At 43.6% G+C, this 24,080-nt stretch carries 22 protein-coding genes and 1 riboswitch; of the genes, 2 read left to right on the plus strand and 20 right to left on the minus strand.

Features of this window, described 5'->3' with window-relative positions; all coding sequences use genetic code 11:
* Nucleotides 1-38: 38 nt before the first annotated feature.
* The 5 genes from A7D14_RS07965 to A7D14_RS07985 form a co-directional block, all read right to left on the minus strand.
* The gene (locus A7D14_RS07965; protein ID WP_067032499.1) at nucleotides 39-713 is read right to left on the minus strand and encodes a head GIN domain-containing protein; all 675 of its coding nucleotides are present in this window, start codon (nucleotides 711-713) and stop codon (nucleotides 39-41) included.
* 233 nt (nucleotides 714-946) lie between these two features.
* The gene (locus A7D14_RS07970; protein ID WP_067032503.1) at nucleotides 947-2,029 is read right to left on the minus strand and encodes a bifunctional 3-deoxy-7-phosphoheptulonate synthase/chorismate mutase type II; all 1,083 of its coding nucleotides are present in this window, start codon (nucleotides 2,027-2,029) and stop codon (nucleotides 947-949) included.
* An 8-nt stretch (nucleotides 2,030-2,037) separates the two neighbouring features.
* Nucleotides 2,038-2,898 carry a prephenate dehydrogenase gene (locus A7D14_RS07975; RefSeq protein ID WP_067032506.1) on the minus strand — a complete coding sequence of 287 codons (861 nt, stop codon included), beginning with the start codon at nucleotides 2,896-2,898 and terminating at the stop codon, nucleotides 2,038-2,040.
* A 3-nt stretch (nucleotides 2,899-2,901) separates the two neighbouring features.
* The gene (locus A7D14_RS07980) at nucleotides 2,902-4,044 is read right to left on the minus strand and encodes a pyridoxal phosphate-dependent aminotransferase (protein WP_067032509.1); all 1,143 of its coding nucleotides are present in this window, start codon (nucleotides 4,042-4,044) and stop codon (nucleotides 2,902-2,904) included.
* A complete protein-coding gene (locus A7D14_RS07985; RefSeq protein ID WP_067032512.1) occupies nucleotides 4,041-4,871 on the minus strand; it encodes a prephenate dehydratase in 831 nt (276 codons plus the stop codon). The genes A7D14_RS07980 and A7D14_RS07985 overlap by 4 nt, the downstream gene beginning before the upstream one ends.
* Before the next feature lie 343 nt (nucleotides 4,872-5,214).
* On the opposite strand from A7D14_RS07985, the gene gldA reads away from it, so the two are divergent.
* On the plus strand, nucleotides 5,215-6,108 hold the full coding sequence (gldA, locus tag A7D14_RS07990) for a gliding motility-associated ABC transporter ATP-binding subunit GldA (protein WP_067032515.1): 894 nt from the start codon (nucleotides 5,215-5,217) through the stop codon (nucleotides 6,106-6,108).
* 12 nt (nucleotides 6,109-6,120) lie between these two features.
* Here gldA and A7D14_RS07995 read toward each other — a convergent pair whose 3' ends face one another.
* The 3 genes from A7D14_RS07995 to A7D14_RS08005 form a co-directional block, all read right to left on the minus strand.
* Nucleotides 6,121-6,522, minus strand: a complete 402-nt coding sequence (locus A7D14_RS07995) for a group III truncated hemoglobin (RefSeq protein WP_067032519.1) — start codon at nucleotides 6,520-6,522, stop codon at nucleotides 6,121-6,123.
* A gap of 15 nt (nucleotides 6,523-6,537) precedes the next feature.
* Nucleotides 6,538-7,143, minus strand: a complete 606-nt coding sequence (locus A7D14_RS08000; RefSeq protein WP_067032521.1) for a MarR family winged helix-turn-helix transcriptional regulator — start codon at nucleotides 7,141-7,143, stop codon at nucleotides 6,538-6,540.
* Between the two features lie 66 nt (nucleotides 7,144-7,209).
* Nucleotides 7,210-7,443 (minus strand): thioredoxin, encoded by a 234-nt coding sequence (locus tag A7D14_RS08005; RefSeq protein WP_067032524.1) that lies wholly within the window; start codon nucleotides 7,441-7,443, stop codon nucleotides 7,210-7,212.
* Nucleotides 7,444-7,646: 203 nt separating this feature from the next.
* Between A7D14_RS08005 and A7D14_RS08010 the strand changes: the two genes are divergently transcribed.
* Nucleotides 7,647-9,092, plus strand: coding sequence for a pyridoxal phosphate-dependent decarboxylase family protein (locus tag A7D14_RS08010; RefSeq protein WP_067032526.1), 1,446 nt, complete (start codon nucleotides 7,647-7,649; stop codon nucleotides 9,090-9,092).
* Between the two features lie 2 nt (nucleotides 9,093-9,094).
* Here A7D14_RS08010 and A7D14_RS08015 read toward each other — a convergent pair whose 3' ends face one another.
* The 12 genes from A7D14_RS08015 to A7D14_RS08070 all read right to left on the minus strand — a co-directional run bounded on the left by A7D14_RS08015 (nucleotide 9,095) and on the right by A7D14_RS08070 (nucleotide 24,038).
* Nucleotides 9,095-10,201 (minus strand): serine hydrolase, encoded by a 1,107-nt coding sequence (locus A7D14_RS08015; RefSeq protein ID WP_141673295.1) that lies wholly within the window; start codon nucleotides 10,199-10,201, stop codon nucleotides 9,095-9,097.
* An 83-nt stretch (nucleotides 10,202-10,284) separates the two neighbouring features.
* On the minus strand, nucleotides 10,285-11,058 hold the full coding sequence (locus tag A7D14_RS08020; protein WP_067032561.1) for a head GIN domain-containing protein: 774 nt from the start codon (nucleotides 11,056-11,058) through the stop codon (nucleotides 10,285-10,287).
* A 26-nt stretch (nucleotides 11,059-11,084) separates the two neighbouring features.
* Nucleotides 11,085-12,185: an acyloxyacyl hydrolase gene (locus A7D14_RS08025; protein ID WP_067032529.1), complete on the minus strand. Its 1,101-nt coding sequence runs from the start codon at nucleotides 12,183-12,185 to the stop codon at nucleotides 11,085-11,087.
* A gap of 197 nt (nucleotides 12,186-12,382) precedes the next feature.
* A complete protein-coding gene (gene metF / locus A7D14_RS08030) occupies nucleotides 12,383-13,336 on the minus strand; it encodes a methylenetetrahydrofolate reductase [NAD(P)H] (RefSeq protein ID WP_067032532.1) in 954 nt (317 codons plus the stop codon).
* 3 nt (nucleotides 13,337-13,339) lie between these two features.
* On the minus strand, nucleotides 13,340-16,057 hold the full coding sequence (gene metH / locus A7D14_RS08035) for a methionine synthase (protein ID WP_067032535.1): 2,718 nt from the start codon (nucleotides 16,055-16,057) through the stop codon (nucleotides 13,340-13,342).
* A gap of 9 nt (nucleotides 16,058-16,066) precedes the next feature.
* Entirely contained in the window at nucleotides 16,067-17,068 is a 1,002-nt protein-coding gene (locus A7D14_RS08040; RefSeq protein WP_067032538.1) for a homocysteine S-methyltransferase family protein, read from the minus strand.
* A gap of 100 nt (nucleotides 17,069-17,168) precedes the next feature.
* Nucleotides 17,169-17,287: riboswitch (SAM riboswitch) on the minus strand.
* 114 nt (nucleotides 17,288-17,401) lie between these two features.
* The gene (locus tag A7D14_RS08045; RefSeq protein WP_067032540.1) at nucleotides 17,402-18,163 is read right to left on the minus strand and encodes an SDR family NAD(P)-dependent oxidoreductase; all 762 of its coding nucleotides are present in this window, start codon (nucleotides 18,161-18,163) and stop codon (nucleotides 17,402-17,404) included.
* Nucleotides 18,164-18,264: 101 nt separating this feature from the next.
* On the minus strand, nucleotides 18,265-19,026 hold the full coding sequence (locus A7D14_RS08050) for an SDR family oxidoreductase (protein WP_067032543.1): 762 nt from the start codon (nucleotides 19,024-19,026) through the stop codon (nucleotides 18,265-18,267).
* Between the two features lie 18 nt (nucleotides 19,027-19,044).
* Nucleotides 19,045-19,962 carry a helix-turn-helix domain-containing protein gene (locus tag A7D14_RS08055; RefSeq protein WP_067032546.1) on the minus strand — a complete coding sequence of 306 codons (918 nt, stop codon included), beginning with the start codon at nucleotides 19,960-19,962 and terminating at the stop codon, nucleotides 19,045-19,047.
* An 88-nt stretch (nucleotides 19,963-20,050) separates the two neighbouring features.
* Entirely contained in the window at nucleotides 20,051-21,112 is a 1,062-nt protein-coding gene (locus A7D14_RS08060) for an NAD(P)/FAD-dependent oxidoreductase (protein ID WP_067032549.1), read from the minus strand.
* Between the two features lie 48 nt (nucleotides 21,113-21,160).
* Nucleotides 21,161-21,955 (minus strand): uroporphyrinogen-III C-methyltransferase, encoded by a 795-nt coding sequence (cobA, locus tag A7D14_RS08065; RefSeq protein WP_176712388.1) that lies wholly within the window; start codon nucleotides 21,953-21,955, stop codon nucleotides 21,161-21,163.
* The gene (locus tag A7D14_RS08070) at nucleotides 21,948-24,038 is read right to left on the minus strand and encodes a HEPN domain-containing protein (RefSeq protein ID WP_067032551.1); all 2,091 of its coding nucleotides are present in this window, start codon (nucleotides 24,036-24,038) and stop codon (nucleotides 21,948-21,950) included. Before A7D14_RS08070 ends, cobA begins: the two co-directional genes overlap by 8 nt.
* Nucleotides 24,039-24,080: the final 42 nt, after the last annotated feature.

Here is a 24,080-nt window from a genome sequence, read left to right on the forward strand (position 1 = left end):
ATTTGTTGCTTTTTAGACGGCCTCTTTTTATTTTACAATCAATCCTTTATATGAACCCTACCTCCAGCAAAGCTCTTTTTGTTGATGCTTTTTGGGTTTCCGTAGACGGTAACATCTCCGCCTGCTGTTAACTTAATGTCCACTTGTTCCGAAGCAAAGACATCGGCTTCTCCCCCAGCTGAAATTTTAACGTCCGTACTTGAAGTTCGCAAATCCCTTCCATCAAAAATTCCACCGGTGTTAATGACAATCGACTGGTTTTTGGCCAAACCCGACGCTTCAACAATGCCGCCCGTAACTGCTCGAACATCGGCATAATCCACATCCATTCCTATTCGTATCTGTGCCCCTTCTTGGGCCTTTACCTCAATCTTGCTTTTTTTCACCAGTTCATTGCAGGTGATTTTGGCGCCTTCATTGCCATCAATTACGTCCAAATTGGTATAGTACACCTCAATAAAGGTATCCTCTCCTTGAAACTTTTTGTCCAATACCATTCTAAGTTTCAATGTTCCATTTTTGTTGGTCCACTTAATATCGTCCACGTTCCAACCTTTAATTGTTATTCGGTTCTCATCGGATTGAATAAGATTTACCTCAATCAGATCAAAAACCTTGATCGTATCAAAATCACCCACCTCGGTATCAATCATACGTTGGGCAAAGAAGGAAAAGGGAAGCAACAAAAGACAAAATGTATAGATTTTTTTCATGACAGTGCTATTTATACCCCTAAAGAGTTTTCCGTTGGGCCATTGTTACAGTTTGGGCACAAAAAAACTGTTTGGAATTCAGAATTTTAAAAAATCTGCTTCCAAACAGCCTTAAAAATATGCCTTTTTGAAACTTAAATTAGTGTCAGTTCGAGCGCCCGCCTGCCGGACGGGCGCTCGAACTGACATCTTAAGCTGTTTGATAATACTTATTTACCAACCTTTAAACCGCACTAAGCGTTAATGATTTTCTCCTGATGGTTGATGGATTCCTGGTGAATGGCCTTGAACATTCTCAAGATAAATTCCTCGCTCAGTCCTCTTTCTTCACCTTCCAAAATCATATTGCCCAAGATGGCATTCCAACGATTGCTCTGCAAAACAGCAACATTCTTTTGTTTTTTCAACTCACCGATGCCATCGGAAACCTTCATGCGTTTTCCCAAAAGGTCGATCAGTTGATTGTCCAATACATCTATCTGGGCCCTTAGGTTGCTCAACTTGTTGTTGTATTCGGCCTCTTCATTTGTTTCTTTTCTAATGCGAAGGTCTTTCATGATCTGTACCAATCTTTCTGGGGTTACTTGCTGTGCAGCGTCACTCCATGCATTGTCCGGGTCGCAGTGGGTCTCGATCATCAAACCATCAAAATTCAGGTCCAAAGCGGTTTGGGATACATCAAAGATGAGATCACGCTTACCGGAAATGTGGCTTGGGTCGTTGATGATGGGCAGATCGGGAAACTTGGTCTGCAACTCAATGGCCAATTGCCATTCCGGGATGTTTCGGTATTTGGTTTTTTCATAGGTTGAAAATCCTCTGTGGATCACTCCCAATTTTTCAATGTTCGCAGAATACAATCGTTCCACAGCGCCCAACCACAAGGACAAGTCTGGATTGACAGGGTTTTTGATCAAAACGATTTTGTCCGTTCCTTCCAAAGCATCGGCTATTTCCTGAACGATAAATGGGCTAACGGTAGAACGGGCACCAACCCACAACAAGTCTACATCATGCTCCAAAGCAAGGTCCACGTGGGCCCTATTGGCCACTTCGGTGGCGGTTTTCAGTCCGGTTTCTTCCTTCACTTTCTGCAACCACTTTAATCCAATGGCCCCAACGCCCTCAAAATTACCCGGGCGGGTTCTGGGTTTCCAGATTCCGGCACGGTAGTAGCTTACATCGGTATCCTTTAATTCGTGGGCTACTTTCAGCACCTGCTCTTCGGTTTCCGCACTGCAGGGACCAGCGATGACCAATGGATGTCCCAAGTTCATATCATCCAGCCATTTTCTCATTTCCTTCCTGTTTTCCATAATACTCTCTATTTTTTTGTAAGTGGTATTCCTTTTAATATTTGTTTTATTCTATTGGTATTGTTCATTTCTTGGTGCACGCTCTCAAAATCATTGTCCTCAATCAATTTTTTGAATTTCGTCAGGTTTTGGATATACTCTTCCAAGGTCTCCACAACATTGTCCTTGTTTTGTTCAAATATGGGCGCCCACATGTCCGGTGAACTCTTTGCCAAGCGAACGGTACTTTCAAAACCACTGCCCGCCATGTCAAAAATATCACGCTCATTTTTTTCTTTCTCAATTACCGTTTTTCCCAACATAAATGAGCTGATGTGTGATAAATGCGAAACATAGGCAATGTGCTTGTCATGGGCATCGGGATTCATATATCTGATACGCATACCTATATCCTGAAAAATGGCCAAAGCCCTCTCCTGAAGCTTAAAAGCCGTCTTCTCCACCTCGCAGATGATATTGGTCTTACCGTTATACAATCCTTCAATAGCTGCTGATGGACCCGAAAATTCAGTACCTGCAATGGGGTGACAGGCCATAAAATTTCTGCGTTTGGGATGTTCGTCCACGGATTGGCAGATCAAACTTTTTGTGGATCCCGCATCAATAACAACCGTTTCATCGCCAGCGGCATCCAGAATTTTAGGGAGTTCCGCTACCAAGGCATTCACGGGAATGCTCACAAAGACCATATCGGCCAATGTCAAAGAACCATAATCGCCCTTGGTGTCAATGATTCCCAACTCCAAAGCCTCATCCAAATGGGATTCACTTTTGTCCACACCGATGATTTCCGCTTCGGGATGCAACTTTTTCACATCCTTGGCAAAAGAGCCGCCAATCAATCCAACTCCTACGATGACTACTTTCATGATCTAAAATCTTTCTATGGCCTCTTTTATTTTTTCTTCCTCCACACAGAGTGAAAAACGGATATATCCCTCGCCATTGCTTCCAAAAATGGTTCCCGGTGCAATGAAAATGTCTTTATTGTACAAAATCTGGTCTATAAATTCCTCGGAGGGTGCAGCACCTTCGGGAAGTTTGCTCCACACGAACATCCCAACGGCATTTTTATCATACGTACCGCCCAATTTCTCTACCAATTGGAACATCAGCTCCCTTCTTTGGGTATAAACCTTGTCCAATTCTTCAAACCACTCGGTGCCACTTTTCAATGCAGCAACGGCCCCTTTTTGAATGCCATAAAACATCCCCGAATCCATATTGCTCTTTACCTTCAGCACGGCATTGATATGTGCTTCGTTGCCCAAAACCATTCCCACGCGCCATCCGGCCATGTTAAAAGTCTTGCTCAAGCTGTTCAGTTCCAATGTGCAATCCTTGGCTCCTTCAATCGATAAAATACTGGTGGGATTGTTGGACAACACAAAACTATATGGGTTGTCATTGACCAGTAAAATTTCATTTTCAAGGGCGAAATCCACCAATGTCTTTAACTGTTCCTTGGAGGCCGTAGCTCCTGTGGGCATATGCGGGTAGCTTACCCACATCAACTTCACCTTGGACAAATCTTTCTTTGAAAGTTCCTCCAAATCCGGGAACCAACCATTTTCCAAGGTTAGATCATAGGTTACCGGCACTCCACCGACCAGATTGGTCACGGAGGCGTAGGTTGGATAGCCTGGATTGGGCAATAGCACCTCATCCCCCACATTTAAAAAAGCCATGCTGATGTGCATGATACCTTCTTTGGAACCCATTAAGGGCAAAATTTCCGTATTGGGGTCTACGGACACACCAAACTTCTGAAGATAAAAGTCGGCAATGGCCTCCCGTAATTGTGGCAATCCTTGATAACTTTGGTACTGATGCGCCCCTGCATCCATAATGGAGTCCCGCAGGGTTTGCAAAACTTGGGGCGATGGTGCCAAATCGGGGCTTCCTATCCCCATATTGATGATGGGCTTCCCCTGGTTGATCAACCCTCTTACTTCCCGCAATTTTTTGGAGAAGTAGTATTCCTGTACGCTATGTAACCTATCGGCTGTGATCATGACAACAATGCATTTTTATATTCACCCAAAACCGTAAAATCCTCCGACATGATCTGCAACAAAGCCTTTGCCTTTGAAAAGTGCTCGTATTCATCAAAAGTGACATCCACAAAAAAGGCATATTTCCACGGTGTTTCAATCACAGGAAGCGATTGGATCTTGGTCAGGTTTAGATTGCAATCGCTCATCACGTTTAAAACCGTGGCCAAACTCCCTCTTTTATGATCTGTGATAAACCGAAGCGATGCTTTATTGATTTCGGCTTTCGGTAAAACCTTGTTCTGTTTTTTTAAGATGATAAAACGGGTGGCGTTGTTCTTTATGGTCTGTATTTCAGGGGCAATGATATCCAAATTGTAGAGATCTGCAGCCATTTTTGGAGCAATTGCAGCAATATGGGTCAATTTTTCATCCCTGATCCGTTTTGCCGTTTCGGCAGTATCCACACTTTCCACCAGTTTGATGTTCGGATATTCCTTAAAGAATTCCTTACACTGTAACAAGGCCATGGGATGCGAATGTACTTCCTTGATGTCTTCAATAGCTGTGCCTTTCAACACCATCAGGTTATGGTGAATGCTCAGATAATGTTCCCCTATAATATGTATCTTGTTGTGGTACACCAAATTGTAATTTGGAATGATGGAACCCGCAATTGAATTCTCGATGGCCATGATTCCCTTGTCCGCCGTTCCTCCCAACAAATGGTCGATAATGGCATCAAAGGAAAAACACTCCAGTAATTCTATGTCTTCCCCAAAAAAATCCGTGGCCACTTGATGGTGGTTGGATCCCTTAATTCCCTGTATGGCTATTTTTAAACCCATGGCAAAAAAAAAGCCCCGATTTTTACCGGGACTTTACATGTTTATATACTTTAATCGTATTCAAAACAGTCCCGTACCTCTTTGAAAAAAGAAGTAAAAGTAAAAACCGTTCCAGAAATACGTCCTTGTCATTTTATTACAAATCTGCGGCTAAGATAGCCATTCAATCCAAAATGAACATAGCTTGCTAAATTTTTTTTGATTTTTTTAAAAAAAACCAAGTTCACTGCGTATTATTTTGATGAAGTGTTCTTTTTTTAAGAATTCCATTCATCCCATAATTCAATCATCCAATGTTTTTCAAAACTTCTAAAACCGTATTTTTGGTTTCAAATTCAATCGAATGTCCATCACCGTAAACAATATCACCAAGACCTTTGGCCAACAAAAAGCACTGGACAATGTATCTTTTTCCATCAACAAAGGGGAGATTGTTGGCTTTTTGGGACCCAATGGCGCTGGAAAATCCACCATGATGCGGATTTTGACCACCTATTACAAAGCGGATACTGGAGCTGCCGAAGTGAATGGCTTTGATGTATTGCATGCTGAAACGGATGTTCAAAAAAGCATTGGTTACCTGCCCGAACACAACCCGTTGTATTTGGAAATGTACGTAAAGGAATATCTGGCCTTTAATGCCGATGTCTACCAAGTGCCCAAATCCAAAATCAGTGACGTCATTGAAAAGACCGGAATTACGCCCGAAGCACACAAAAAAATAGGACAGTTATCCAAAGGATACCGTCAACGGGTGGGATTGGCCGCGGCACTATTACATGACCCGGAAGTTTTGATCTTGGATGAGCCCACCACGGGTTTGGATCCCAATCAATTGGTGGAGATCAGAAAACTCATTCGGGAAATTGGAAAGGAGAAGACCATTTTGCTTTCCACCCACATCATGAAAGAGGTGGAAGCCGTTTGTGATCGGGTCATCATCATCAACAAAGGAAAATTGGTGGCGGACAAAAAATTGGAGGAACTCCGTGAATCGGAAGAGCAGATCATTGAGGTGGAGTTTGACTATCGGGTAGAGGAACAGTTGTTGAACCAATTACCAAACGTGTCCAACGTAAAAAATACAGGAGGTTTTGTCTATGAAATTACTTTTGCCACTTCCAAAGATATGCGCCCCGCCGTTTTTGACTTTGCACACGACAACAAACTAAAAACCCTTCAACTGAGCCGAAAAAATAAAAATCTGGAGAGTTTGTTTTCGGAACTTACCCACTAATTTTGGGCTTTGTTATAGTAGGCCATCCCGCTTGCGCTGTTCAAAAATGGCAATGAACATCCGGGTACTGATATTTCTGGCCCGTTGTTTTGCCTTTTCTGCATTGGGTCCGCTAAAATGAGTATCCAAGGTACTGATCCAATGGCGCAGCCATATTCCAAAATGGTAATCCGTAATGGTGTTTCCCATGTCTTTGTCAAGCTTGGCATGTACTTCCAAAGGATTCCCTTTGTACCGGTGCACAAAGAAGAGATTCATTTCCCAAAAGTCGGTCAACTTCTCCATATGTTCCGGCCAATTGGTTATGGTCTTATTGAAAAAATGGCCTATCTCCGCATCGGCCCTTACTTTTTCGTAGAAATTGTGGACCAAGGTTGAAATATCCTTCCTATTCCGTATATCTGGCTTTTCCATCGTTGTTTTTTCCAATCAAGATTTTTCCTCAAATTCAATACAGTCCAAACGGATATCAGTATGTTTCAATTCTTTTTCCAGCAAGTGACAATAGTGTTGTTTGCCATTCTTCCCATGAAATCTACAAGCAAAACAGGTACGCTGTACCGTTAGGATTCCTTTTTGATTCAAATCGAAAATCAATTTGGACAAGACCTTGAACATATTTTCCCGGTCATCTGCTGGAATGTTGTTCAATTGTGAAGCCACTGGATTGGCAAAATCATCCGTTTCCCCAACAATTTCCTTGCCTTTGTCCGAAAGGAAAATGGAGTAGCTTCTGCTGTCTGGTGAGGAATGATCCTTTAGGATCAGTCCTTTCTGGTCCAAAACCCGAATGGCATCGCTTATGGTTGGCTTGGTTACATTGAATTCACGGGCCAAAAAGCTCACATTGTTGAACTCATTTTTATGGTACGCCACAAATATCAATATCTGAATCTGGATGGGACTGAGGCCCAGTTGCTTCGCCTTTTCCCAGAGCAATACCTTAAAAGCTTGGGAAACCCGCTCCAAGCCTGCTATGATCTTGCTGGAAAGATCATACTGCTGTTCTTCTGGATCAAAAATGCTCTTCTTCATAAAAAACAATGCCTGTCGAGCGTACTCGACAGGCAAAGTTAGCAATCCTAATCATTATAACTGCCATTAGGCCTTCACATCTTCCAAAGAAGCACCGTAGTTGATATGGAGGACTGCCCCATTGGGAGTAACCAAAGCTGGCACAGAGGTGACCCCAAACTTCTCGGCCGCGGTTATTTCTTGCTTGTTTTCGCCCAAATGGACAATATGGAGGCTCTCTTCTCCCAATAAATTGATGATTTCCTGTTCGGCACCGACACATACCGGACAACCCGCATGATAAAAGATAGACTTGTTCATTTTAATACTATTTAAGTTAAAGCATTATTGCTCCACAAATATAGTAAGGATTCCTAACTATAAAAATATAAGAAGGTTTTTTTCAAAATATTAGTGTCAAGCAAACCTAAAAAGTCACCATTGCTTTGGGAGTAACAGGTGCCAAATCAGTTTTGAACCATTTCAAATGTGGTATTTTTGCGGAGAAGACGTAAAACGACTCCATGAAGAAGAACAACGCCAGATTAGAATTGTCCAAAGAAGCCATGAAAACCTACGGCTATCAGATAGTGGATGCCATTGTGGAACATCATGACACCCAAAGTGAAAAGCTACCCGTGGCCCTGGGATCTCGGGAGGAAATGGACTCCCTATTTCTGGAAGAAGCTCCGGAAAAGGGAACCGACCCCACTGAGGTGCTCAACTTTGTCTTGGAAAAGGTAATGACCACCAGTACGTTGATGTCACACCCCAAATCGTACTCCTTTGTTCCCGGACCCAGCAATTACATCAGTGTCATGGCCGATTCCTTGGCTACGGGCTACAATATTTTTTCGGGTGGTTGGGCGGCTTCGCCCGCTGCTGCCGAGTTGGAGATTGTCACCATTCAATGGTTGCTGAAGATTTTTGGGTTCCCGAAGAAAAAAGGGGGTGGTATTTTTACCAGTGGCGGTTCCATGGCCAATTTAACGGCTTTGACCACGGCAAGACGGATAAAATGTGGGGACGATTTTTCCAAGGCAGTCATCTATCTTTCGGACCAGGCCCACTCATCAAACATCAAGGCCATTCGGGTGTTGGGCTTCAAAAAAGAACAGATTCGCATTATCCCGACTGATATTGAACTTAAGTTTTCCATCAACAAACTCAAAAATTGTATTGCCAAGGACAGATTGGAAGGGCTTTTTCCCTTTTGTTTGATTGCTACCTCAGGAACCACCAATACCGGAACGGTAGATCCTTTGGTGGATTTGGGCAAGATCTGTAAAAAGGAGGATATCTGGTTTCATATTGATGGCGCCTACGGCGCGGCGGCCATTCTCTCCAAAAAAGGGAAGCAACTTTTAAAGGGCATTGAAAAGGCCGATTCGCTGACCGTTGATCCCCATAAATGGTTTTATCAGCCGTATGAAATGGGCTGTTTGTTGGTACGAAACCACAAAAACCTGAGCCATACCTTTACTGAAAAACCGGAATATTTAAGGGATATTGAGGGGAACACCTCAGAAATCAATTTTTACGACCACGGCATCCAGTTGACCCGTAGGTTTAGGGCATTGAAATTTTATATGTCGCTAAAAACCTTTGGATTGAAGGAGTTTCGGGATGCCATCACCTATAATATTGACTTGGCCGAGGAAGTGGAATCCAAATTACGGAAGAGCAAATATTGGGAGGTTGTTTTCCCCGCGACTTTGGCGGTCATTAATTTTAGGTACAACCCCATCGAAAAAAACTACGGCGAAAAAGAGCTGGATGCCATCAACCAATACATTTCAGAAAAAGTGGTGGCTTCACGGAAAGCGTTGTTGGTCACAACCTTATTGCATGGACAGGTGGTACTTCGGATGTGTCTCATCAATCCAAGAACAGAACTAAAAGATATTGAGGATACTTTTGCGCTTTGTGAAACCTTTGCCTCGGAAATTGAAGAACAATTGGCTAGTTAACTTTAAGCTATATTTTCAAAAATAGCAGCAATTGCCCCATCCAATTTTTCCTGAACTTTCGGGGCCGTACAATTGATCAACACCGAAACGACCAATTCCTCTTCAGGATAGACAAAAAAATTGGTGTATGCCCCTACACTACTGCCCACATGACCCACAAAAGGCCTTCCTTGGACATCTTGACTCACTTGGAAGCCCAATCCATAAAAAGTCGGTTTTCCATTGACCTCTTGAGAGGTCAACAGCTGGTCATAGGTTTCCTTTTTTAGCAATTTTTGCTCTAATATGGCCTGTCCTAATCTTGCAACATCTTCGCTAGTGGATAAAAATCCGCCTCCCGCCAATTTATAGCTGTTGTTCACTTCAGCTGCCTTTTTAAAACTTAACGCTCTTTTGGTATAGAATTCCGCTTTGTTCTCGACTGCCTGCCCGATTGGCAGGCGGGCACTCGAACTGACATTAAAATCCATTGGGGAGAATGTATTTTTCAATCCCAAGGGCATCAAAATATTTTCCCTTACATAGTCCTGAAAAGGTACCCCACTCGCCTCTTGCATGGCCAAGGAAAGCAATACAAAATCGAAACTGTTGTACAGATATCCTTGGCCCGGTTCAAAAAGAAGTGGGTCATTTTTAAAAATCGCGATACTATCCTTTATGGAAAAATCTTTATTTAGCGCATATTCTTTTCCTCTATACCCCCGTATACCTGCGGTATGGCCTGCCAGTTGACGCAGGATGAAATCGTAGGTTTTCTTGGGGTAGTAGGGCACATATGCATAAAAAGAAGCCTCTAAATCCACGATGCCTTCTTCCACCATTTTGCCCAGGGCCAATCCGGTGATACATTTAGAGATGCTAGCTATTCGAAATACGGTTTTTTTGGCATCTACTTGAATCTTCCGTTCCAAATCTGCATACCCATATCCTTTTTGAAGTAAGGTCTGTCCGTTTTTGAGCGCCGTAATCGCCATTCCCGGCACCTGCCCTTCAGCCACAAGGTCATGAAAGAGCATATCGGCTTTTTCCAAACCTTGCAGTCCTTCCACCGATTTCACTTTTGGGGAGTTTGAAAAGAATTGCTTGATATGTGCAAACAGTGAATTCAACAGTGTTGGTTTGTTCTTCCGAACATAGTGAGAAATCCAAAGAAAGGAAAGGGAAACCTATTTTAATTGAACACCTGGGTGGTTTACTCCTGAAAAATCAATTTACCGTTAAAAAGTTCTTCAACCTCAACTTCGGGTGGGCGGTTAACGCTGATCACATCGCCCGTACCACGAACCACCCCACTGATACGTTGTTGGGGATTGACAAAAACATCGTTGGAGCCCCTATGATTAACATTTACAATTTGGGAAACAAGGTTTTCTGCTTCCACCCTGGAATCCCCAGCGGCCACATTCACATTAAAATTATTGGTAGCGCCTTTCAATTTAAAATAGGCTATTCCATTGACCACAATTCTGACCGTTGTAGCATTAAGGTTCAAATCAAAAGAACCATCCGTTATTTCGGTTTCAGGATTGCTGAAACTCTCTGAAATCAAGGTTAAATCGGGATAATCCAAAACACCATCACTGGAAATCAATAGTCCGGTGCTGCTCCGTATTTCTGAAATGTTGGGAGATGTTACATAAACAGTTGTTAAACCATACTCCCGTACAAAATTGCAACTGTTCCCGTTTCGAAGAATAAGTCGATCATCTTCCACTTCCACAGATACATCGTTCCGAAGGAACTCACCGGTTTCAACTTCCACTTTTTGTTCTTCGCCCTGTTTCAACACCAGATTGAGGTTTTCAAAAACGGTAATGGTGTTGAACTCGGGGACAGCAACCGTTTCCCGAACCAAATCCCCAGCATTTTGAAAACAGTCGGGTACATTATCGCCATTGCAGGAGATCAAAATGAATACAAGGAGCATCAAAAACACCCCTAAAGTCCCCTCAAGGGGACACTTCATTCTTCGTATGTTGTACTTCCTCCTTTTCATAACCGCATTCCTATTCCAAATTCTACCGCTTCGGCTTTGGCCCCATGTGATTTTAGGGTGATGGCCCCATAGATTTTATCCCCAAAATAGCGTTTTAGCCCAATCCTATTGTACATCCTCCCTTCAAAATCAAAAGGATAATACACATAGTACCCCAACTGGGCAATGGCACTCATTTTATTGATAAAGAGTTCATGTCCCACAAACAATCCAACCCGTCTATAATCGGTATCCGGCGACACATCCATTTCTGGAAATGAGATGGACTGAAACCGAATCAATTCCTTAAGAAAGTTGGAAAAAAATATGTCGGTTCCCAAATGAATGGCACTTTTCCGGCCCAAACGTTTGTCTGCGTAGGCCGATACAATCCAAAAACCATAACGGCCCGAATCAATCACATCACTCTCATTCACCCCACCACGCAATGCAAGATTATATCGAATGGGTTCGGTTATTTTTTCCTTGGAGCCTGGTTCAACAAATTCATAAACTTGTCCTCCGTCCAAATCATACGTGAGCCCAAAATTGAATGCCATGGTGTTTGTTGAAGTATTGGGAGCCTTAAAATTGGCATTGGAATAATGAATGAGTGAAATCCCCGCCTTGACCCCCAGCCCTGACAAAAGATTTTCTTTGTGGTAATTGAACATCACCAAGGTGGTGCTCAACAGATGGGTGCCATAGGCATTGTTCCTGAAATTCTTCTGTTTGTCATAGGGGTTGGTGTTGTAGGCAATCCCTTGCCCTATGCGAAACTGAAGATTTCTTTTGAGGAAATAAAAATTGTAATGGGCATACAACCCAAAATTTTTTCCAAGGGTCGGGTTGTTCATGTCTTGGTACACAAACGAGAAACCGGTATCGGGATACCCAAACTCCGATTCCCAATCCTCATGCCCAAACCGTTTTCTACTGAACCCTAAAATAAGCCCCGCAGGATAATTTGTGATCAAGTGGGAAATATCCGGGTTGTGCAACAGTACAGAGCCATAAAACTGGTTGGCATCCAACACATATTTCTTTGGAATATCCGTGTTTTGGGAACATCCCAAATAAAAGCATAAGAAGGTTATAAAACAGAAAAGGGGCTTCATGGGGCACTAAAGTAGGGAAATAAAAAGATTTCAAATTTAATCTGAAAAGATAATACTTTGGGCAAACAGTGTTCTAATGATCTAATCCTACTTATAAGCTTTTTATTCTAGATTCCGAAACACCTACCTACCGGAAGGCAGGAGTTCGGAATGACATGATTTGGATTCCCGATGTAAAATCGGGAGTAATTTCATGATTAAAATACCTCCTTGGCAACCGCCTTGATATTATCCGATTTTCCCATGGAGTAATAATGCAATACGGGCACTCCGGCTTCCTTGAGTTCCTTGGACTGTTCTATGCACCACTCCACCCCTACTTGCCGCACCTCCTTATTGGTCTTGCAAGCTTCCACGGCATCCACCAAATCCTGTGGAATATCCACACGGAAGACTTGAGGGAGCAACTGCAAGTGCCGTTTTACGGCGATGGGCTTAATTCCCGGAATAATGGGCACATCAATACCCATTTCGCGAGCGGCATCCACAAAGGCAAAGAATTTTTTATTGTCGAAAAACATCTGGGTCACCACATAATCTGCACCCAATTCCACTTTTTCCTTCAATCGTCTTAAATCTGATTTTAAGGAAGGTGCTTCCATGTGTTTCTCTGGATAACCCGCCACCCCAATACAAAAATCGGAGCAATCATCCGTCTCTATCACTTCATGCAGGTAACTGCCACAATTAATATCCTGGATTTGCTTCACCAGCTGCGATGCATATTGGTGTCCACCTTTGGTGGGGGCAAAATATTTTTCCTCTTTCATGGCATCACCACGTAGGGCCATAACATTTTCAATGCCCAAATAATGGCAATCCACCAACAAATACTCCGTTTCCTCTTTGGTAAACCCACCACAAAGCACATGGGGCACTGTGTCCACATTATATTTATGCTTTATGGAGGCACAAATCCCCAAAGTTCCGGGGCGCATACGGGTCAATTTTTTGTCCAATAGTCCATCCCTATCAATGTAGACATACTCTTCCCTTGAGGTTGTAACATCAATAAATGGGGGTTTAAATTCCATCAAAGGGTCAATATTATTATAAAGTTCTTGGATGCTCTTCCCCTTTACCGGCGGTATGATCTCAAAACTAAAAAGCGTTTTTCCCTTTGCTTTTTTGATATGGTCGGTTACTTTCATTTGTTATTCGTCAACTATATTGGGAGCCAGCCATTTTTGGGCTTTCTCCAGTTCAATGTTTTTTCTTTTGGCAAAATCCGCTACTTGATCTTGTTTTATTTTTCCCAATCCAAAATATTTGGCCTGTGGATGTGCAAAATAATAGCCACTAACGCTGGCAGCGGGCCACATGGCCAGACTATCGGTCAGTTTTACCCCAATTTTTTCCTCAACATCCATCATATCCCAAATGGTCAATTTCTCCAAGTGGTCCGGACAAGCTGGGTAGCCGGGTGCTGGGCGAATTCCGCGATAATTTTCCTTGATTAAATCCGTATTATCCAAATTTTCATCCACTGCATAGCCCCAATAATTGGTTCGTACTTCTTTGTGCAGATACTCCGCAAAAGCTTCGGCCAATCTATCGGCCAAGGCTTTGATCATAATGGAATTGTAGTCATCATGATCCTTTTCAAATTGGGCCGCCAACTCTTGGGTGCCAAACCCCGCACTTACACAAAAACAGCCCACGTAATCCTGAATTCCAGAATCTTTGGGGGCGATAAAATCTGCCAATGCGATATTGGGAACGCCTTCCCGTTTTTTGAGTTGTTGGCGAAGTGTTCTGAAAATGAAGGTTTTATTACTGTTCTCGACTGCCTGCCCGTCCGGCAGGCGGGCGCTCGAACTGACAACTTCAATATCATCCTCATCAACTTGATTTGCAGGAAACAGCCCGAAAATGGCCCTGGCCTTCAATAATTTTTCATCCAACACCTTCTTCAAAAGCTCCTTGGCATCCTTGAAAAGTTCCTTGGCTTGCTCACCAACAACCTCATCGGTCAAAATATCGGGATATTTTCCGTGCAGGTCCCAACTTCGGAAAAAAGGAGACCAATCGATAAATTCCTCCAATTTGGTCAACTCGAAATCTTCCAAAACTTGAATACCCAACTGGTTCGGTTTTTTGATCTCTGATGGGTTCCACTCGATTTTCAGCTTGTTTTCTCTGGCCTGCTCTAAGGTCAAATATTCCTTATGCTTGGAGCGTTTCAAAAACTTGTCCCGAAAGCTCTCGTAATCCAGTTTGATGTTCTTTTTATAGCTAACGGAAGTTTCATCCTGAAGCAAATCGCCCACCACCGTTACCGCTCTGGAGGCATCGTTGACGTGAACCACAGCCTGACTGTATTGCGGGTCAATTTTTACCGCGGTATGGGCCTTGCTCGTGGTGGCTCCTCCAATCAATAGGGGAACATCAAAGTTTTGGCGTTCCATTTCTTTGGCCAAAAACACCATTTCATCCAAGGATGGGGTGATCAGCCCACTCAACCCGATTATATCCACTTGCTCTTCCTTGGCCTTATTGATGATTTTCTCAGGCGGAACCATCACGCCCATATCCACAATTTTATAATTGTTGCAGGCCAATACCACGCTCACAATATTCTTTCCAATATCGTGCACATCGCCTTTTACGGTGGCCATCAGTACTTTTCCAGCAGGCTTGGCATTTTCGTCTTTTGATGCTTCAATGTAGGGGGTCAAATACGCTACGGCCTTTTTCATCACCCTAGCTGATTTCACCACCTGTGGCAGAAACATTTTTCCGCTTCCGAAAAGGTCGCCCACCACATTCATTCCGGTCATTAAATTGCCTTCAATAACCTGTAACGGTTTAGCGGCTTGTTGGCGTGCCTCTTCCACATCTTCAATGATATATTGATCAATCCCTTTGACCAAAGCACGGGTAATACGATCCTGTAATGGCTCTTCCCGCCAAGATAGGTCCACTTTGCTTTCCCTTGCCTTACCAACCACGGTCTCCGCAAATTCCAAAAGCCGTTCTGTGGCATCATCCCTTCTGTTGAGCAGTACATCCTCCACATGTTCCAATAAATCTTTGGGAATATCGTCATACACCTCCAACATGGTTGGGTTAACGATGCCCATGTTCATTCCCGCTTTAATGGCGTGGAACAAAAAAGCCGAATTAATAGCTTCCCGCACCGGATTGTTCCCCCTGAATGAGAAGGAAACGTTGCTCACCCCTCCACTGACACTACAATAGGGCAGATTTTCACGGACCCACTGGGTACCTTCAATGAAATCGAGTGCATTGCGTTTGTGTTCATCCATTCCGGTGGCCACTGGGAAAATGTTCAAGTCGAAGATGATATCCTCTGGCGGAAAATTCACCTCATTGACCAATATATCATACGAGCGCTTTGCAATTTCTATACGACGGTCCAGGGTATCGGCCTGACCCACTTCGTCAAAAGCCATAACGATTACAGCGGCACCATAGCGCTTTATCAGCTTTGCATGACGAATAAACTCTTCCTTACCTTCTTTTAAGCTGATGGAATTCACCACACATTTCCCCTGCACCACCTGAAGTCCAGCTTCGATGATTTCCCATTTGGAACTATCGATCATGATGGGCACCCGGGCAATATCGGGTTCGGAAACAATGAGATTCAGGAATCTGACCATGGCTTCCTTACCATCGATCAGCCCATCATCCATGTTCACGTCAATGATTTGGGCACCACCTTCTACTTGGTCTCGGGCAACATCAAGAGCCTCATCAAACTTTTCTTCTTTGATCAGTCTTAAAAACCGCTTTGAACCGGCCACATTGGTGCGCTCCCCCACATTGATGAAATTGCTTTCCGGGGTTACGATCAAGGGCTCGAGGCCGCTTAATTTTAAATATCTCTGCTCATTCTCTTTTGCCATAAGTCTAAACTATGCTAAAGTCAAAAGTTTTCTGGGTTCATACTCTTTTACCAAATCGGCAATGGCCTTAATATGCTCTGGTGTGGTTCCGCAGCAACCTCCCACGATGTTTACCAAGCCTTTTTCCACATACTCCTTGATTTGAGCTGCCATTTGCCCTGGGGTCTCATCGTACTCCCCAAAGGCATTGGGCAATCCGGCATTGGGGTGCGCTGAGGTGGCAAATTCTGATTTTGCCGAAATCACCTCCAAATGAGGCACCAATTGTTTGGCGCCCAAGGCACAGTTGAACCCAACAGATAAAATTGGAATATGGGAAATTGATATTAAAAAAGCTTCGGCTGTTTGTCCGGACAAGGTTCTTCCCGAAGCATCGGTAATGGTACCGCTCACCATCACGGGAACCTCAATATTTCGTTCATCTTTTACTTCTTCAATGGCAAAAAGGGCCGCTTTTGCGTTGAGGGTATCAAAAATGGTTTCCACCAATAAAATATCGGAGCCGCCATCCAAGAGGGCCTCTACTTGTTGTTTGTAGGCTATGCGAAGTTCATCAAATGAAATGGCACGATAGCCTGGATCGTTGACATCGGGGGACATGCTGGCCGTTTTGTTGGTCGGGCCAATACTTCCTGCCACAAACCTCGGTTTGCTTGGATTCTTTTTGGTAAATTCTTCAGCAACCTGTTTTGCGATTTTGGCAGATTCGTAGTTCAACTCATAAACCAATTCTTCCATACCATAATCGGCCATGGCAATGGTAGTACCCGAAAAGGTGTTGGTTTCAATAATGTCCGCTCCGGCTTCCAAATACACCCGGTGAACCTCAGCGATGGCCTGTGGCTGGGTCAAGGACAATAAATCGTTGTTTCCCTGCAAATCACTGGGCCAATCCTTGAATCGTTCGCCCCTAAAATCAGCTTCCCCGAATTTATAACGCTGTAACATGGTGCCCATGGCGCCATCCAGCACTAAAATCCGTTTCTTCAATATGACTTCAATTTTTTCCATAGTACAATCTCCCTTACAAAAGGACATGGATGCATCAAGAAAATGTGGAAAATACTGTTGGAATGTATTCTTTTGTTATCCTTCCCAATTCCCAATGGTAGGTTTATCCTCCATGAGGTCCTGAAACCGGTTCAGGACGGGTAGAATGTAGCACCTTCTCGAAGTCGAGGGTTGCTAAGGCTTCACAGGGTCCAATCCCTCCACCTTTCTTGATAACCATTACAAGTTTTATATGAACTGAGGTGCAAATTAACGGCACTCGAGAATGAAAAGCAAAAAAAGAGCCGCTAATTTTCATATTAGCGGCCCATTTGTGGGATATATAACAGAAGATCAAATCATCATGCCGCCAGAGACCTCAATTCGTTGGGCATTGATCCATTTGGCCTCCTCGGTGCACAAGAACGCTACCACACCACCAATATCGCTGGGAATGCCAACACGACCCAAGGCGGTGAAATTGGCAATGGCCGCTCTTTTGCCTTCATCATTTTTGTTGGTACCCCCTCCAAAATCCGTTTCAATGGCACCGGGGGCCACCACATTTGACCTGATTTTTCGTTCTCCCAATTCTTTGGCTTGATATCGGGTCAGTGCCTCTATGGCTGCTTTCATTGATCCATAGACTGAATAGCCCGGAAAAGAAAATCGTGCCAACCCACTTGAGATATTTACGATACCTCCGCCGTCTGCCATGATGGGCAACATTTTTTGGGTTAAGAAAAAGGCTCCCTTAAAATGAATATCCACAAGGGCATTGAATTGCTCTTCGGTTGTTTCACTGATGGGTGCATTGATTCCAATCCCGGCATTGTTGATCAAGAAATCAATTTGTTTTGCTCCAAAATGGGAATCAATTACTTTCTTGACCTCCTCCACAAATGCATCGAAGCTATGATTGTCTGCCACATCCAACTGCAGTGCATAGGCTTTTTGACCGATTTTTTCAATTTCATTCACCGTTTTGTCGGCTTCTTCTTTGTAACTGCGGTAGGTCAGTAATACGTTCAATCCTTTTTTGGCGAGGTTGATGGCCATATCCTCACCCAGTCCCCGGCTACCACCGGTTACCAATGCTATTTTATCTTTGCTCATTGTATTTGATTTTTTGATTACAAAGCAAAATTAGCTTGGCATGCTTGGGTCAGGTTGCAAGCATCAAACTGTTTTTTGTAAAAATCAAACAATGGAAAGATTTAGATCATGGCACCTCCGGTGACCTCAATGCGTTGGGCATTCACCCATTTGGCATCTTCGGTGCACAAAAAGGCGACCACTCCCCCAATGTCATCGGGCCTGCCCACACGCCCCAATGCCGTTCCTTGGATAATGAACCCTCTTTTTGTTTCATTGGTCTTGTTTTCACCGCCGCCAAAATCGGTTTCAATGGCACCGGGCGCCACGGTGTTGGCCGATATTTTCCGAGCTGCCAATTCCTTGGCCAAGTATCGGGTGAACACCTCAACGGCACCTTTCATAGAGGCATAAGCCGAGCATGTGGGGAAAGCATATCGCACCAGCCCCGAAGAGATATTGATGATCCGTCCACCGTCATTGAGATACGGCAAGGCTTTTTGGGTAAAGAAATAAACGCCCTTAAAGTGGATGTTGAACATTTCATCAAACTGCTCCTCAGTAGTTGTGGCAAAAGGTTCATAAATCCCAGTCCCGGCATTATTGACCAGAAAATCAAATTTGGGTTTGCCCATTTCCTTTTCCAAAGCGTTACCAAGCTCGTCAAAAAAGGCATCAAACGTTTTTATTTTCAAGGTATCCAATTGCTGGGCATACCCCCACTGACCTTCTTTTTTAATTTGGGCGATTACTTTATCCGCACTTGCTTTATCAGTATGGTAAGTAATCACCACATCAATTCCTTTTTTGGCCAAGTTGATGGCCATATCAGCACCGAGGCCTCTACTGCCCCCGGTTACCAATGCTATTTTTTTATCTGACATTTTTTTGTTTTTTGAAAATCAAACCAGCGTTTTGTTCCTAAATTTCAAGGGGGACATTGCCGCTCGCTTTTTAAAAAAATTGGAAAAATGGGCCACTTCCTCAAAGCCCAAGCTAAAGGCGACTTCAGAAATATTCCAATCGGTGTTGTTGAGCAGGATCTTGGCTTCCTCAAAGATTCGTGAATGGATAATGGCCGTAGTGGTACTCCCCGTGGTTTCCTTGAGTACCTTGTTCAAATGATTGGCATGTACCGCCAAACGTTCCGCAAAATCGTTGGCCGTTTTTAGCCCCAATCGTTGTGCTGGGGAATTTATTGGAAACTGGCGTTCCAACAACTCCACAAACAAATCGGTGATTCGGGTCGCTGCATTTTTCCCATTTTCAAGGGGTTCCACGGGATTTAATTTTTGACCCAAGTGCAATAGTTCGATCACATAAGCCCTTATCAAATCAAATTTATAGGGATAGTCCGATGAGAGTTCTTTGTCTATCTTCTTGAACAGCTGTTCCAGTTCCCCATAATCTTCATCAGAAATATTGAAAATGGGATATCCACCGGGTTGAAACAGGGGTAAATTGTCCAGAATCACCCCACTTTTATCCTTGGATAAAAAATTGTCGGTGAACACACAAAAATATCCTGACTGATCACTATCCAAAGGGACATAATGATATGGGATTTTCGGAGAAGCGAACAACAATGCCTTATTTTCAATATGAATTGACTTATCGGCATACTCGGCTTTGTTCCGTCCATTGATCAAACTTATCTTGAAATAGGAACGTTGATCGTAGCGCATTTCCCCCTTGTCCAACCGCGTGCGATACTCATCAATCTTAAAAACATTGAAATGCCCAACGTCCTTTCCAATATTATCTGGAATGGGAAGACTGAGCTTGCTGTAAAAATCGCGTAAGGTGAACAGGCTTTGCATAATGTTGTAAAAATCAAATATAATGGATAAAAAAACACCTTCCTAAATTGCTTCGGGAAGGTGCTTTTAGTACTATATGATTTTTATCTTAATTGATGCTCTGCACCACTTCTTTTTTGGCTTCTTTTTTGGAACCATCAAATCCTTCAACGCCACCAACCGTAGTATATTTCATTACATACCGCTTGTCTGGATTGATAATTTGGTAGGCAAACTGGCACATTACCGCTGCTTCGTGGAACCCGGACAGGATCAATTTTAATTTTCCTGGATACGTATTTACATCACCTATGGCAAACACCCCTGGAATATTGGTCTGATAATCCTTGGCATTGTTCACTTTGATGGCATTTTTCTCAATTTCCAAGCCCCAGTCACCAATTGGACCTAATTTGGGAGACAGTCCAAATAATGGAATAAAGAAATCCGTTTCCACATAGGTTTGTTCCTTTTCATCATCATTGTATTTGATGACCACTGCGTGCAGGTCATCTTTACCATGAATTTCCTTAACCTCAGCTTTGGTAAAAAGTTGAATTTTGCCCAATTTGGCCAATTCCCTAGCCTTCTCAACGGAGTCCAATGCACCCCTAAACTCATTTCTTCGGTGCACCAAGGAAACTTCGGAAGCTATATCGGCCAAGAAAATGGCCCAATCCAATGCAGAGTCACCTCCACCGGAAATCACCACTTTTTTATCCCGGAATTGCTCTGGGTCTTTGACCATATATTCCACACCCTTACTTTCAAAGAGTCCAATATTGGGAATCATTGGTTTTCTGGGTTCAAAAGACCCCAATCCACCGGCAATGACCACAACTGGGGCATGGTGCCGAGTCCCTTTGGTAGTGGTTACAATGAACGACCCATCTTCTTGTTTTTCCAAGGTCTCGGCGCGTTCACCCAACGTAAAACCGGGCTCAAAAGGCTTAATTTGTTCCATCAATTTGTCCACCAAATCCCCGGCCAATATCTCTGGATAGGCGGGAATATCGTAAATGGGCTTTTTGGGATAAATCTCGGAGCATTGTCCTCCGGGTTGTGCCAAAGCATCAATCAAATGGCACTTCAACTTTAACAATCCTGCTTCAAAAACGGTGAACAATCCCGTTGGTCCTGCTCCAATTATTAGTATGTCTGTTTTGATCATAATTTTCCTTTTAAAATATTGTAGTCCCCTTCGACTCCGCTCAGGGCACTATTCAGGCGTGACAGTTTTATACTTTTCAAACAATTCTTTTCCCTTGGTTTGATATTCTTTTTGAATATCCACTATATTTTGACGGTGGTTGACCACCTCTCCTATAATAATTATGGCAGGATTGGCTAACTGCTGCTCCTTTGCCTTGTGCTCAATGGAAGCAACAGTGCCAATACCCACTTTTTCGTTTTCAGTGGTTCCATTTTGAATTATGGCCACTGGCGTATGTTGTTTCCCCTCTTCTTTGAAGAGCTGCATGATTTCTCCCAATTTTGACATCCCCATAAGGATGACCACCGTGGCATTGGACTTTGCGGCCAAAGCCACATCCTTGGATAATTTATGCTCTTTTGTGGTGCCTGTAATCACCCAAAAACTTTCAGCCGCCCCTCTTTTGGTGACAGGGATGTTCTGCGAAGCTGGTACGGACACTGAGGATGAAATCCCTGGAACCACAGCCACATCAATACCCTGTTTTGCAGCGTACTCCATTTCTTCAGCGCCACGGCCAAAAACAAAAGGGTCACCCCCCTTTAAACGCACTACATGCACACCTTGTGAGGCTCTTTGCACAATCAGTTCATTGATTTGCTGTTGTTGATAGCGATAACATCCTTTTCGTTTGCCCACAAAAATGTGTTCCGCATCGGGTGCATATTCCAATAACTCTGGATCTACCAAAGCATCGTACAGCACCACATCGGCACTTTGCAAGGCCTTGATACCCTTAAGGGTAATCAGGTCCAAATCTCCGGGGCCAGCCCCAACTACAGTCAACTTTCCGCTATGCATGTTCCAACTCCAATTTTCTATAATTCTCCAAGCTTTCCAACACACTTTTGGCATCTTCCAAATAGCTTTTGGCAAATGCTTCGGATGGCTCATTCTTGTTCAACTGAAGTGCCAAACGTTCAAAACTTCCATCAAATGTTATCTTTCCGGCTGCCACATACAACTCATCAAAATCCTTGATGATGCTTGCATGGGTGTTTACCTTCACTTTCTCCGCTGTCAATAACGCTTTGGCAGAATTGACAATGGATTGATAAGCGTAATAGATACTGGCCGCCCATTTGCCTTCATTAATGGCCTGCTCTGCATTCTCAATTTTTTCCTGGCTTTCCAAGAATAAGGTGGCCACCAAATCGACAATGACCCCGGCACATTCCCCTATACCGATTTCTTTTTTATATTTTTCCTCATTCCCCCAATCGATGAAATCTTCTGGAGTGAGATTGTCCACATCTGTCAAGGGCTTCAAAATATCATAGAAATAGTGCTGTCCTTTTTCGGCGTAATATTCTGTATACGAAGCTCCATTTCCATTGGCTTCAAAATCATCCAAAATTAACCGAAGTGCCTGAGGACCTCTTTTACTTGGAATTTTGGCTACTTTATCGGCAAACACACCCTTTCCATCACCTAAATTTCCTCCACCCAACAATACTTGTAAAGCTGGAGCCACCAATTTGTCCTTGGTACGGACAGACATTCCCTGAAACCCAATGTGGGCCATGTTGTGCTGCCCGCAAGCGTTCATACATCCACTGATTTTAATGACCACATCTGGATTATTGATGTAATGCGGGTATTCTGCCTTGATCACGCGTTCCAACTCATCTGCGATTCCAGTGCTACTGGCAATCCCCAAATTACAGGTATCCGTTCCTGGGCAAGCAGTGATGTCCAAGGCCTTGTTGTAACCGGCTTCTGCAAAGCCCAATCGCTTCAATTCTTGGTAAAAGAAAGGAACCAGTTCCTCCTTTACAAAAGGAATCAATATATTTTGTCTAAGGGACAAACGAATCTCACCAGCGGCATATTCCTGTACCAATTTGGCCAATTCCCGGGCTTTATCGGTATAAAAATCCCCTAAAAGCACCTTAATTCCGATGGCGACGTAGCCTTCCTGCTTTTGGGGCACCAAGTTGGTGGATTTCCATTGTTCGAAAGCTTCTTTGTCCTCAATGGCAACTTCTGGCGTTTCCACCTCGGCCACCTTGGTTTTGGGATAGCTGTTAAAGTCTATCGGGTACGATTTCACAGGTATGGCCAGTTGCTCTTCTTCCAACAACTCTTTGAAGCCATCCAATCCGATATCCTTCAATAAGAATTTCATCCGTGCCTTGGCACGACTTTTTCGTTCTCCATATCGGTCAAAAACCCGAATTACACCTTCCATTAACGGAATGATCTTGTCCGTTGGCAAAAAGCTATACAACTCGTCAGCATGACGGGGTTGTGAGCCCAAACCACCGGCCAATAATACCTTAAAGCCTCTTTCCCCATTCTGGATTTTGGCGATAAAGCCCAGATCGTGCATGTAGGACAATCCGGTGTCGGCATCACTGGCAGAAAAGGAAACCTTGAATTTTCTTCCCATTTCCTGCCCGATGGGATTTCGCAAGAAGTACTCAAATACCGCATGGGCATAGGGCGAGACATCAAAAGGTTCATCCACATCAATACCGGCTGTTTCACTGGCAGTAACATTTCTAACCGTATTCCCGCAGGCTTCCCGAATGGTGACCTCGTCTTTTTCCAATTGGGCCCATAGTTCTGGGGTGCGTTCCAAGTCCACGTAGTGAATCTGGATATCTTGACGGGTGGTTATGTGCAACCGACCCCTTGAATACTCATCGGAAACATCACAGATCCGCAATAGCTGATTGGAGGTCACTTTACCATAAGGCAATTTGATCCGCACCATTTGAACCCCTGGCTGACGCTGTCCATAAATTCCTCTGGCCAAACGCAAACTCCGAAACTTTTCCTCGTCCGTTTCACCACCTTTGAACTGGCGAATTTTCTTCTCCAATTCAATGATGTCTTTTTCAACTACCGGATTTTCTATTTCTGTTCTAAAGCTCTTCATATTTCTTTTTTTCCTATCTATTTAATAGGTTTACTCATAAAA

It is taken from the genome of Allomuricauda sp. CP2A, from assembly GCF_001683915.1.
In the GTDB taxonomy this organism is placed as follows: Bacteria; Bacteroidota; Bacteroidia; order Flavobacteriales; family Flavobacteriaceae; genus Flagellimonas.

What these genes read in the sequence shown, in the direction of transcription:
- A7D14_RS07980 (WP_067032509.1), bottom strand. Translation starts at nt 4,044, where the DNA reads ATGATCACAGCCGATAGGTTACATAGCGTACAGGAATACTACTTCTCC.
- A7D14_RS08005 (WP_067032524.1), bottom strand. Translation starts at nt 7,443, where the DNA reads ATGAACAAGTCTATCTTTTATCATGCGGGTTGTCCGGTATGTGTCGGT.
- A7D14_RS07985 (WP_067032512.1), bottom strand. Translation starts at nt 4,871, where the DNA reads ATGGGTTTAAAAATAGCCATACAGGGAATTAAGGGATCCAACCACCAT.
- gldA (WP_067032515.1), top strand. Translation starts at nt 5,215, where the DNA reads ATGTCCATCACCGTAAACAATATCACCAAGACCTTTGGCCAACAAAAA.
- A7D14_RS08055 (WP_067032546.1), bottom strand. Translation starts at nt 19,962, where the DNA reads ATGCAAAGCCTGTTCACCTTACGCGATTTTTACAGCAAGCTCAGTCTT.
- metH (WP_067032535.1), bottom strand. Translation starts at nt 16,057, where the DNA reads ATGGCAAAAGAGAATGAGCAGAGATATTTAAAATTAAGCGGCCTCGAG.
- cobA (WP_176712388.1), bottom strand. Translation starts at nt 21,955, where the DNA reads ATGCATAGCGGAAAGTTGACTGTAGTTGGGGCTGGCCCCGGAGATTTG.
- A7D14_RS08045 (WP_067032540.1), bottom strand. Translation starts at nt 18,163, where the DNA reads ATGAGCAAAGATAAAATAGCATTGGTAACCGGTGGTAGCCGGGGACTG.
- A7D14_RS07965 (WP_067032499.1), bottom strand. Translation starts at nt 713, where the DNA reads ATGAAAAAAATCTATACATTTTGTCTTTTGTTGCTTCCCTTTTCCTTC.
- A7D14_RS08000 (WP_067032521.1), bottom strand. Translation starts at nt 7,143, where the DNA reads ATGAAGAAGAGCATTTTTGATCCAGAAGAACAGCAGTATGATCTTTCC.
- A7D14_RS07975 (WP_067032506.1), bottom strand. Translation starts at nt 2,898, where the DNA reads ATGAAAGTAGTCATCGTAGGAGTTGGATTGATTGGCGGCTCTTTTGCC.
- metF (WP_067032532.1), bottom strand. Translation starts at nt 13,336, where the DNA reads ATGAAAGTAACCGACCATATCAAAAAAGCAAAGGGAAAAACGCTTTTT.
- A7D14_RS08050 (WP_067032543.1), bottom strand. Translation starts at nt 19,026, where the DNA reads ATGTCAGATAAAAAAATAGCATTGGTAACCGGGGGCAGTAGAGGCCTC.
- A7D14_RS08060 (WP_067032549.1), bottom strand. Translation starts at nt 21,112, where the DNA reads ATGATCAAAACAGACATACTAATAATTGGAGCAGGACCAACGGGATTG.
- A7D14_RS08025 (WP_067032529.1), bottom strand. Translation starts at nt 12,185, where the DNA reads ATGAAGCCCCTTTTCTGTTTTATAACCTTCTTATGCTTTTATTTGGGA.
- A7D14_RS08020 (WP_067032561.1), bottom strand. Translation starts at nt 11,058, where the DNA reads ATGAAGTGTCCCCTTGAGGGGACTTTAGGGGTGTTTTTGATGCTCCTT.
- A7D14_RS08010 (WP_067032526.1), top strand. Translation starts at nt 7,647, where the DNA reads ATGAAGAAGAACAACGCCAGATTAGAATTGTCCAAAGAAGCCATGAAA.
- A7D14_RS08040 (WP_067032538.1), bottom strand. Translation starts at nt 17,068, where the DNA reads ATGGAAAAAATTGAAGTCATATTGAAGAAACGGATTTTAGTGCTGGAT.
- A7D14_RS08070 (WP_067032551.1), bottom strand. Translation starts at nt 24,038, where the DNA reads ATGAAGAGCTTTAGAACAGAAATAGAAAATCCGGTAGTTGAAAAAGAC.
- A7D14_RS07970 (WP_067032503.1), bottom strand. Translation starts at nt 2,029, where the DNA reads ATGGAAAACAGGAAGGAAATGAGAAAATGGCTGGATGATATGAACTTG.
- A7D14_RS07995 (WP_067032519.1), bottom strand. Translation starts at nt 6,522, where the DNA reads ATGGAAAAGCCAGATATACGGAATAGGAAGGATATTTCAACCTTGGTC.